Below are 9896 nucleotides of genomic sequence, written 5' to 3'. Positions count from 1 at the left end.
CAGTGAAAGTGTTACTAGGCTTAGATGGTGTCGAACTCTCCTAAGCGGATGATTATGACTGTAGGTGACTCTCGTGTAGGGAAATCTACAGTCACTAAACTATTAGTTGATTTGTTTCAAAGTTAGGTGCGTATGTCTGAAGTAAAGCACTAACTTGGCGTACAACTTCATTGCCAGTGTTTTTACCCAAGGCTTGCCGTTCTGGGAAGAAATTGGGTCGATCGAGGTAACGGTTAATCGCCTCACTTACTTGCTGAGAAATTAAGTCTTGCAGTTGTGCCTGAGCCGTTTGGCGCTGGAAGTTAGCACCTTCTTCTGTAGTAGCATATAAAGGTGGTAGCCGATTGAGAGCGTAAGCAGCAATATCGCCGACATCTAGAGAACTTTCGCTGGTGGCTTCAATTTCTGCAACTCGTGCGATCGCTTCCGTCAGTACCAATTCTTCCATAACGTTAATAAATTGTTTGCGAGGTACCGCCACTACCTCACCGGTCAATAGCGAACCCATCAGCCGATCCAGCGCCATATACTCTTCAATTGAGAGTTCTGAGGCGTTGTCACAGATTCTACCGACTTCTGCTTCCATTGCTGGTGTCAAATAACCATCCTGGAGAGCTTGTTCTACAATTTTTTCGATGCTCATAATGCTTATCATCATTTATGTTAGCAAAGCTTGGTAGGGACGGTATCAATCCAATTTATTTTGCCTAATTATCAGCAAAAAAAATACAAATTATGCACAGACGCGATTAACTCCGCCTCTACTACTTAACGACCTTAGTTCGCCAAGGTGTTGGATCAACAGATTGTCCGTTGACGTACAGACCCCAGTGCAAATGCGGCCCCGTAGAAGCACCTGTTGAACCTACTGCGCCAATTAGTTGACCAGCTTTCACAACATCACCTTCTTTAACGTTAATACGACTCAGGTGCATGAAAATACTGGTTACTCCTTGACCGTGGTCAATGCCAACTACGTTACCGTGTATCCGAAACCCTTGGGATACCCTACCTACCAAAGCAACTCGCCCAGAGGCTGGGGCAATTACCGGTGATCCGGTAGCACCAGCGTAGTCAAGACCACGATGATAGTAGTCTTTTGCAAATGTACCATTATAGTAGCGACGTACACCATAGTTTGTACTCATCCGCCCTGCATTTGGCTTTAAAAATACTCCATTCCAATACTTTTCTGGCGTTTGTAGTGCCTTGAAAGCTGCCACACGCTTAAGTTCATGCTCTGTGGCATCCACTCCGGCTTTGCCAGGTGGCAAAGTAATGCGTTGTACGGGGAACTTGCGATTAAGCACATTCACTGCCAAGTTTTGTACTTGACCATCCCCTGTAACCCGAAGTGTTCTAGTTCCAGCTTTTTCTAGCGGAGTTGTGGGAACAAAAGCCCGATACTGATTGGGGGCAATTTCAAAGGCTGGGTACGTATTCTTACCACTAGCTACTGTTGGATTTGTACTATTATCGGGATTATCTAGATTAATCTCTACCGAAAGCGTATCCCCTAATTTAGGATTAGTTGGAGTCACCTTTACTTGTAAAGCTTCTACAGGCAATGCCAAGGTGAGAGGGAGAACAGCAAATATTCCCTTTAACATATTTATTGCATGGCGATTGGCTGTCAAACTCTTGACATCAAAACCGAGCAACTTCTTGTTTGAACTACTAGCGCTATTCTCAATCATCATAGAGCTACAAAAATCCCTTGCTTGTATTGCCAAATAGACTAGCTTATTTCTACTAGTGTTTCCTGTTTGAAGTAGATGTTGTTGAAAACCATAAATATTGGGAAATCCGTCAGTGACTTATGGAGAGGACAAAGGCAGGGGGTAAGAGATAAGGGAGAATGATTTGTAATTGTAATTGAGTGAATTGGTATTAACTTTAATAATCAAGGTGTATTACATTGGTAATGAGCTAAAAATTTAACTAGATTAATGGCAAAGATGCTCTTATGACTTGCCATAGGTATCATTTATTAGGCAACAAAAGAGACCTGTTGGGCTTTAACCATTAGATAATAATACTTGAAGAAATTATTGGAATCAACTGGACACTTGTTCAACTGGACACTCATACTACACTGTTAGGTTAAAGTTGGTGTAGGTAAATCACCCAACCCAGGTAAAGCAAGGGTAAGGGGAAAGTGTGAGAAATAACCTAAAAAATTTGGGAAAAGCTAGATTTAGTTAGCTGTTGAGCATTTAATTTTCACAACTAGGGTGGGCATCTTGCTCACCCTATCATAGATTTTATTGATATATGGTATAAATTATTTCTAGGATTTTTAGTTTATCTAATCGTTAATGCTCGTTTATACCTCGTAACAGATGTTACTAATGTTGATATAGCAGTCCTATTTGATTCGTGAAAAATATAAATAAGAAAACGAACCGCAAAGTACGCTAAGGGCGCAAAGGGAAGAAAGAAGAAAGAGATATATAATTTTCACAAATGATTTAGGACTGCTATATGGGGTGTCGGGTGTAAAATAATAGTGATTTTACCTAAAATTTTCTCATTCCGAGTTGAGAAGCTCGATTAATAAAGGCTTATCAACTCTAAGCTGATAGTTTTACTTTTGGCTTGAGTTTGCCATCTTCCATGTGAACAATGCGATCGGCTATATCTAGGATGCGGTTGTCATGAGTAACCATCAAGATGGTACAGCCTTGTTCTTTTGCCAGTTTATGCATGAGATTGACTACATCTCGTCGCGATTGACTGTCAAGGGCGGCGGTGGGTTCATCGGCTAGGATTATTTGAGGATGACTAACTAAGGCACGAGCGATGCCTGCGGCGGGCTACGCCTACGCTACTCGTTGTTTTTGTCCCCCAGACAGTTTATCAGGATAGTAATGCAAATGATTTCCTAATCCTACCTGTTCTAGCATTTGGGCTGACCTAGCTAGCATCTTTTTTAAGCCAAGATGTTTGTGCAATTCCAAAGCCATTTTGACGTTTTGGAGTGCTGTTAAACTACCATGCAAGTTATGTAATTGGAAAATATAACCGTTACGGCGTCGCGCCTGCACTAGTGTTTCAGCACTAGCACCACAAAGTTCTCGCCCCAACACCCGCAAACTACCAGATTGGGTAGAACGCAACCCACCCACTAAGGTCAGCAAGGTAGTTTTTCCAGAACCAGAGGGCCCAGTCAGAATAATAATTTCACCGACGTTAATCTCTAAGTTGATGTTATATAAAACTTGCTTACGGAGTGAGCCTTGACCAAAATGGTGGTCGAGATTCTGGATGGAGATGACGGGAAGCATATTTAGGAGTGGGGAGTAGGGAGTCGGGAGTGGGGAGTTGGGAGAGACGCGATTAATCGCGTCTGTACAAAGTGGGGAGTTAGAAGTTACGAGTTGTAAAAATTCTTCCCTATTCCCTATTCCCTACTCCCCACTCCCCTAGTTCTAAAACATATCAGCCGGGTCTGCGGCTTGGAGCTTGCGGGTTGCGATCGCACCGGAAATTGTACACATAATGATAGTCAGCACTAATACCTGCAATGCTCGAATCGCAGTCATGTACATGGGTAAATTTGTGGCACTGCGAGTCAGTTGGTAAAGTGCTAAAGATACTCCTAATCCGGGGAAGAAGCCCAGTGCTGCCAATATCAACGATTCTTCAAACACTACACCTAGCAGGTAGTAATTGCGATATCCCATTGCTTTGAAGGTGGCGTATTCTCGAACGTGGGCATTAACATCGGTGGAAAGGACTTGATAGACAATAATCACGCCCACCACAAACCCCATCGATACACCAAGGCTGAAGATAAAGCCAATTGGAGAATTTGTTCTCCAAAAGTTGTTCTCAAATTCAATAAATTCGGCGTGGGTTAAGACTCTGACATCATCTTGGAGATAGGCTTTCAATGTTGCTGCTACCTTTTTCGGGTCATAACCTGGTTTTACCTTTATCAAACCTAAACTGACACTGCTAGACTGTCGCCCAGAAAATAGCCGCAAAAAGTTTTGATCGTTGGTAATCAAATTGCCATCAGAACCAAAGGAAGCGCCGACTTGAAATAAGCCACTAATGGTAATTGTGCGCCGTTCTATTTCCGTGGTTAGAGTTTTACCTTGGTCAATTTGAGCGATCGCTTTTTGATAATCTCCTCTAGCACCACGATCGAACAAGACAGCACCTGGCAGCTTGATTGTCTGCAATTGCTGGTTAACATCTGGTAAGTCAAAGGCTGGCTTATCTGGATTAAACCCAATCACTAACACCCCCGTCTCACGGTGTGTTTGGGGATTTTTCCAGATTGTGTTGTTGAAATACATTGGTTCTGCTGACTTTACCCCTGGTATATCCATTGCTTGGTAAAGTCGCCGCCGAGAAAATGTAGACAAGCTTGGCAAGTTACGGGCTTGGGGACTGGTTAAAACAATGTCTACTTGCAAACTGCGATGTAATCTAGTGTTACTGTCATACAGTGCAGTCTGAAAGCCCAGTTGCATGAACATGAGAAGATCCGCAAAGGCAATCCCTGACAATGCCACTAAAAGACGGCTTTTTTCATGATTCAGTTGCAGCCATCCAAGAGGGGTTCGCCGTCGCAGTTGTTTAATCACATTATAAAAAGGGGGAGTGGGGAGTGGGGAGTGGGGGAGGCAGGGGGAGCAGGGGGAGCGGGGGGAGCAGGGGAATGGAGTTCAAAGACTCGTGGGCGAGTATCAAAGACTCATTCACGAGTATTAAAGACTTGTCAGCGAGTATTAAAGACTCATTCACGAGTATTAAAGACTCGTGGGCGAGTATTAAAGACTTGTCAGCGAGTATTAAAGACTCATTCACGAGTATCAAAGACTCATTCACGAGTATCAAAGACTCATTCACGAGTATCAAAGACTCATTCACGAGTATCAAAGACTCATTCACGAGTATCAAAGACTCATTTACGAGTATCAAAGACTCATTCACGAGTATTAAAGACTCATTCACGAGTATCAAAGACTCGTTAGCGAGTATTAAAGACTCATGCCCAATGCCCCATGCCCAATTCCCCATGCCCTATTCATAGTTCAATTACTGCCTTAACTTGCATATTGGTTAAGGTGGCGGCTTTTCGGCTGGAGGCTTCATCTAGTCGGATATGGACTTCGACTACTCTGTTATCGATATTGTTAGCAGGATCTGTGTTAATGACATTCTGCCGCCGCACTTGTAAGCCCTTGCGATCTACGATTCCCTGCAATTCAATGGAGAGGGAATCACCAAATACTCGCACTTGCTGTCCTGAATGCACTTTGTCGATATCGCTTTCGTAGACTTCGGCTATGACATACATCTGGTTGGTTTGTCCGATATCAGCAATGCCATCATTTAATATTAATTCGCCAGGATGGGTATGGATCTCAAATACCTGTCCATTTTGAGGCGATCGCACTTCGGCCTGTTTTAAATTGACTTTTGCCAGATTCATGGCTGCTATGGCACGATTGACTTCTGCGATCGCTGCTTTTATATCCACTCCGGGCACTTCGGCGATTTCATCAAGTGTTGCTGTGGCTTCTTTAATCTTTTGCTGGCTAGTTGATTGAGTCCGATTTAACTGCGATTGTGCTTCTTGCAGGCTTTTTTGAGCGGTTTCCAAGTTTAAACGCTTGTTATCTCGTTGGGAGGCAGAAATTGCCCCCTGTTGATATAGCTGCTGATACCGTTCGTCTTCTGCTTGGGCATTACGCACTTCGGCTTGGAATCGCTCAATTGTCGCTGCTTGGGTATTAATATCACCTTGGCGTTCTGCTTCTAAACGAGCGATCGCGGCTTTTTGGGCGGCAATTTCACCAGGTTTAGCACCTGCTTGGGTTCGGTTTAAGTTTGCCTGGGCTACTTTTACTTGTTCCTGTGCCTGTTTTAATTCTGCTTGCAAGCGATCGCGGCTGTTCAAAATTGCAATCACCTGTCCTGCTTTTAGCCTATCCCCCTCTTTCACTAACAACTTTTCTATCCGACTTCCTTCTGCAGACACCGCAGCAGAGAGTTTAATTACCTTTCCCTGTGGTTCAATCCGCCCTAAAGCTGTTACCGTTTTTAACTGTGGCAATTGTGTTGCTGGCACTTGTGCCTCTGGATTTGCATAATTTTGCCAGCTTTTTAGTATATAAAAACTTATTCCGCCAATCAATAAAAATGCAATTATACCTACACCAACGGATAGACGCAGAAGAGACTTAGGGAACGTTCTGTACCCTAGCTTTGAATTTCGCACCATAGATTACCTCTTAACTAGTGGCGCAGAAAAAACTAAATACTTATTGTTAATCGTTCGATTCATAGTTCATTAGAAATGGTAATTGTTGATAATTTACCAACCTACTGCTATTTAACTGGGATGACAACAAGTCACTCTCCAGTATTAATAGACTTATGTTTTTGATGAAATACTTTTGTTTTTTTAAAGTACTCAGGTATAGTAAATGTTTTCAAACTCGCGGGTTGTAACAGCGCCAACAATTAGAGACAAATTAAATCAAATAAACCTTTTTGTCAGAGAATACAAATAAAATTTACTTTCTAAAAAATATCTTTAAATTTGATATTTATATAATTTTTAGTGATATATTTAACTCCGGAAATTTATTTTCTTGAGTTGTCTTTTAAATAGACCAATCCATTTGCTACCAATAACTTCAGTGCGCGATCGCAACTATATTGAAAACCTCTTGGCGTTTCATAATTGTTATATCAAGTCCGGATAATTAGTTAGGACTTACGCAGTTCAATTGCTTTAGAAAAACGTTCTGGAACAACTTCTTCTATTTCTTGGGTGTTCTTAATGTCAGTTACTATGTTGTTGTCCCATAATGTCTTACAAAGGAGTTTGGTTAATACACTCTGATTTTCACTAAAAGAGAGTCTGGAAGTATAGTAAGCATTAATTAGGGCTTGCTGAATAAGTCTCTCAAGCAAATGTAGAAGCCACACAGCTTACAAAATACTTGTTTCATCGGTCAGTTTCCAAATTTACCCAGCGATCGCTAACGATTGTGCAAGGGTTTTGCGACTCTAGATGTTATAACCTTGCACTTGTTTGTTGGAAAAAGGCTTAAAACCCTTATCTGGTCTATATTACAATTCTATTCAGCAAGCCCTAATTATTAATGCTAATCCTCCAATGATTATGGTATATCTAATCTCTGACGGTATCCAGTGAAAGGCATTGGCAAATAGTACGGCATTGAACTGTTTTGCTTCTAGTTCCCACTCCTCAAATGAAGTATTGCAAATTGTAACTTTTGGATATCGATCGCAGTTGTGTTGTACCAAATGACAAAAATCCTGGTTTGGCTCAATACACGTCATTGAAAAACCAAATTGAGCAAAAGCCACCGTCGCATTTCCTGGGCCACAACCAACCTCAAGAATCGATGCATCTGAGTCAAGTTGGGCTAAAGCCACAGACCGATCAATTAGTTCCTTTGGATAGTGCGGTCTTGCATTATAATAAACATCAGCAACCGGAGAATACCAAGTCCTTCGCTGTTCTAAATCTATAGAAGCTCTGGCATTTATTTCTTGTCTGAAGTCTTGCATAAGCTAGGGCGTGTCAGCTTTGATCGTCCAATTTCATTTTAGAACCAGCAAAGGATCTGTCAAAATTTTTATTAAGGTTATTTTGAGTATTTTAACTGATTGACAAAAGGCACTTTATCTTAAAATGTCACGAATGCGGTGGATAGTGGTAGAGACATAACATGGTTGTGTCTGAAGCGAAGCTATTCCACGCAATTGAAACGCTTGTATTGGCTCTGAAGCATAGTTTAAAAATTTTAACATTAATCAGGTTCATCTAATTACTCAGGTTGATCGCAAACACCTAACTAGATTGGACTAGATTAGAAATCGCCGTGAGCAATTCCTCTGGTGCTACAGGTTTAACGATGTAGTGTTGAAAGCCTGCTTTTAGTGCTTGCTGCTGATTGATTTCGCCTGCATAAGCAGTCAGAGCGATCGCAGGAATCTGTTTTTCCCCTATTTCTGCTTCTAGAGTCCGCACCTGTTTTATCAGCATATAGCCGTTCATCTCTGGCATCCCAATATCGCTGAGTAAGATATCTGGCTTTGACTGTGTTAGCGCTTGTAATGCTTCATCTCCTGATGCTACTGCGGTGACGATCGCTCCAAACTGTTCTAGCACAAAGCTGAAAAAGTCGCGGGTATCAGCATTGTCATCTACAATCAGAACTTGTAAGCCCATCAGGGGAGAAGAGGCAAAAGCGGCTGTTGAGGAATCAGGATTCGTGTCATCCTTAATTGTTGCAGATTCCTTGAGCAGAGGTAATCTAACTGTAAAGATAGCTCCTTTGTCCTCACCAAGACTTTCGGCCCAAATCGTTCCACCGTGCATTTCGACCAAGTGACGAGCGATCGCTAAACCTAACCCTAACCCACCAAACTTTCTAGTTGTTGTACTGTCACCCTGACGGAAATAGTCAAACACATGAGGTAGAAAATCAGGATCAATGCCTTTACCTGTATCGCTGACGGTAATCTGCACTTGAGCGTCGATGCACTCCAATTGCACATTTACTTTTCCCCCAGTCGCTGTAAACTTGACGGCATTCGATAATAAATTCCAGAAAACTTGCTGTAAGCGGGCTGAATCACCCAAAACTTTCCCCTGCGGATCAAGCATCGTCTCAATCTGAATGGTTTTTGCCTCTGCTGCTAAACGCACTGTTTCCATTGCGCCTTCAATGGTGAATGCCAGATTGACTGGCATCATGTTGAGATTGAGTTTACCTTGGAGGATGCGAGAAACATCTAGTAAGTCTTCAATTAGTTGAGCTTGTAATTTGGCATTGCGTTCAATAGTTTCAAGAGCTTTTTGGAGCGATATCTCATCAAATTTACGGCTTTGCAACAGTTTTGCCCAGCCGATAATCGGATTCAGTGGCGATCGCAATTCATGGGAAAGTACTGCCAAAAACTCATCTTTGATCCGGTTAGCAGCCTCTGCTTGCGCCCTGGCTGTTTGCTCAAGTTGCAAAAGGCGATCGCGTTCTGATTCGGTGCGTTTGCGATCAGTGATATCAGTTAGCATAGCGATCGCGCCTAAGAACTCATTTTGTTCATTCAAAATCGCTCTAGCAGAAATCAGTGTCCAAATGTAGGAACCATCCTTACAGCGCAATCGACCTTCTTTTAAATCACTCCCTTCTCGCTTCAGCCACTCCAGTTTCTCTTCGGCTGCTATTCCATCAGCCTGATCCATAAAATCAAACATGGAACGACCGAGCATTTCTTGAGCCGGATAGCCTAACATCTCACAGAAGCGTTGATTCACGAACTCTGTTCGTGATTGAGAGTCAATCATCCAGATTCCCTCATAAGAGGTGTCAACAATTCTGCGATACTTGGCTTCACTCTTCTGTAAGGACTCTTCTGCTTGCTGGCGCTCCCGGCGCTCCTGAGCTTCCCGCAATGCCCGTTGCACTGAGGGAACTAATCGCCCTAATCGTTGTTTTAATACATAATCGGTTGCGCCATTCTTCAGGGCTTCGATCGCTAATTCTTCACCTAGCGCCGCAGAAACAAAGATAAAAGGAACCTCAGGAGTGCGATTTCGGGCAATTTCTAAAGCAGAAATTCCATCAAAAGATGGCAGAGCATAATCGGCAAGAATTAAATCGAAAGTCTCTGCTTCTAAAGCAGCCAGGAAATCAGCATCGGTTTCAACTCGTATTAGTTCGCAATTAATACGAGTTGAAACCGATGCTGATTTCCTGGCTGCTTTAGAAGCAAGCCTGGTATAATTGGGGAAATTCCTTAGTAAATTTGCGACGTTACCAAGATGCATTTACAGCTTACGATCAAGCTGTGCAATATAAGACAAATTATTATCAAGCGTGGTTTTCAAGAGGTAA

General features: G+C 42.4%; 7 protein-coding genes and 2 pseudogenes. 1 reads left to right on the top strand and 8 read right to left on the bottom strand.

Translation table 11 applies throughout. The features are described 5' to 3' along the window. Window positions 1-94: 94 nt before the first annotated feature. From LC574_RS11030 to LC574_RS10995, 8 genes and pseudogenes are all read right to left on the bottom strand, one after another. Window positions 95-643, bottom strand: coding sequence for a late competence development ComFB family protein (locus LC574_RS11030; RefSeq protein ID WP_229453560.1), 549 nt, complete (start codon window positions 641-643; stop codon window positions 95-97). Between the two features lie 121 nt (window positions 644-764). Next, window positions 765-1700, bottom strand: coding sequence for a M23 family metallopeptidase (locus LC574_RS11025; RefSeq protein ID WP_229453559.1), 936 nt, complete (start codon window positions 1698-1700; stop codon window positions 765-767). A gap of 873 nt (window positions 1701-2573) precedes the next feature. Further along, window positions 2574-3287: pseudogene (locus LC574_RS11020) on the bottom strand (DevA family ABC transporter ATP-binding protein). Between the two features lie 144 nt (window positions 3288-3431). Further along, complete coding sequence (gene devC / locus LC574_RS11015) at window positions 3432-4598, bottom strand: ABC transporter permease DevC (RefSeq protein WP_229453558.1); 1167 nt, start codon at window positions 4596-4598, stop codon at window positions 3432-3434. 1 nt (window position 4599) lies between these two features. Next, complete coding sequence (locus tag LC574_RS11010) at window positions 4600-5034, bottom strand: hypothetical protein (protein ID WP_229453557.1); 435 nt, start codon at window positions 5032-5034, stop codon at window positions 4600-4602. A gap of 7 nt (window positions 5035-5041) precedes the next feature. Continuing rightward, window positions 5042-6241: an ABC exporter membrane fusion protein gene (locus tag LC574_RS11005; RefSeq protein ID WP_229453556.1), complete on the bottom strand. Its 1200-nt coding sequence runs from the start codon at window positions 6239-6241 to the stop codon at window positions 5042-5044. A gap of 869 nt (window positions 6242-7110) precedes the next feature. Then, window positions 7111-7563 carry a class I SAM-dependent methyltransferase gene (locus LC574_RS11000; protein WP_229453555.1) on the bottom strand — a complete coding sequence of 151 codons (453 nt, stop codon included), beginning with the start codon at window positions 7561-7563 and terminating at the stop codon, window positions 7111-7113. A 283-nt stretch (window positions 7564-7846) separates the two neighbouring features. Continuing rightward, complete coding sequence (locus tag LC574_RS10995; protein WP_229453554.1) at window positions 7847-9829, bottom strand: response regulator; 1983 nt, start codon at window positions 9827-9829, stop codon at window positions 7847-7849. Here LC574_RS10995 and LC574_RS10990 point away from each other — a divergent pair. After that, window positions 9769-9896 (top strand): annotated as a pseudogene (locus LC574_RS10990) (tetratricopeptide repeat protein); the annotation flags it as partial. The gene LC574_RS10995 and the pseudogene LC574_RS10990 sit on opposite strands and share 61 nt — an antisense overlap.

It is taken from the genome of Nostoc sp. CHAB 5715 (assembly GCF_020829685.1).
Taxonomy (GTDB): Bacteria; Cyanobacteriota; Cyanobacteriia; order Cyanobacteriales; family Nostocaceae; genus Nostoc.
Note: the sequence above shows the minus strand (reverse complement) of the source record. Positions and strands in the feature narration are given on the sequence as shown.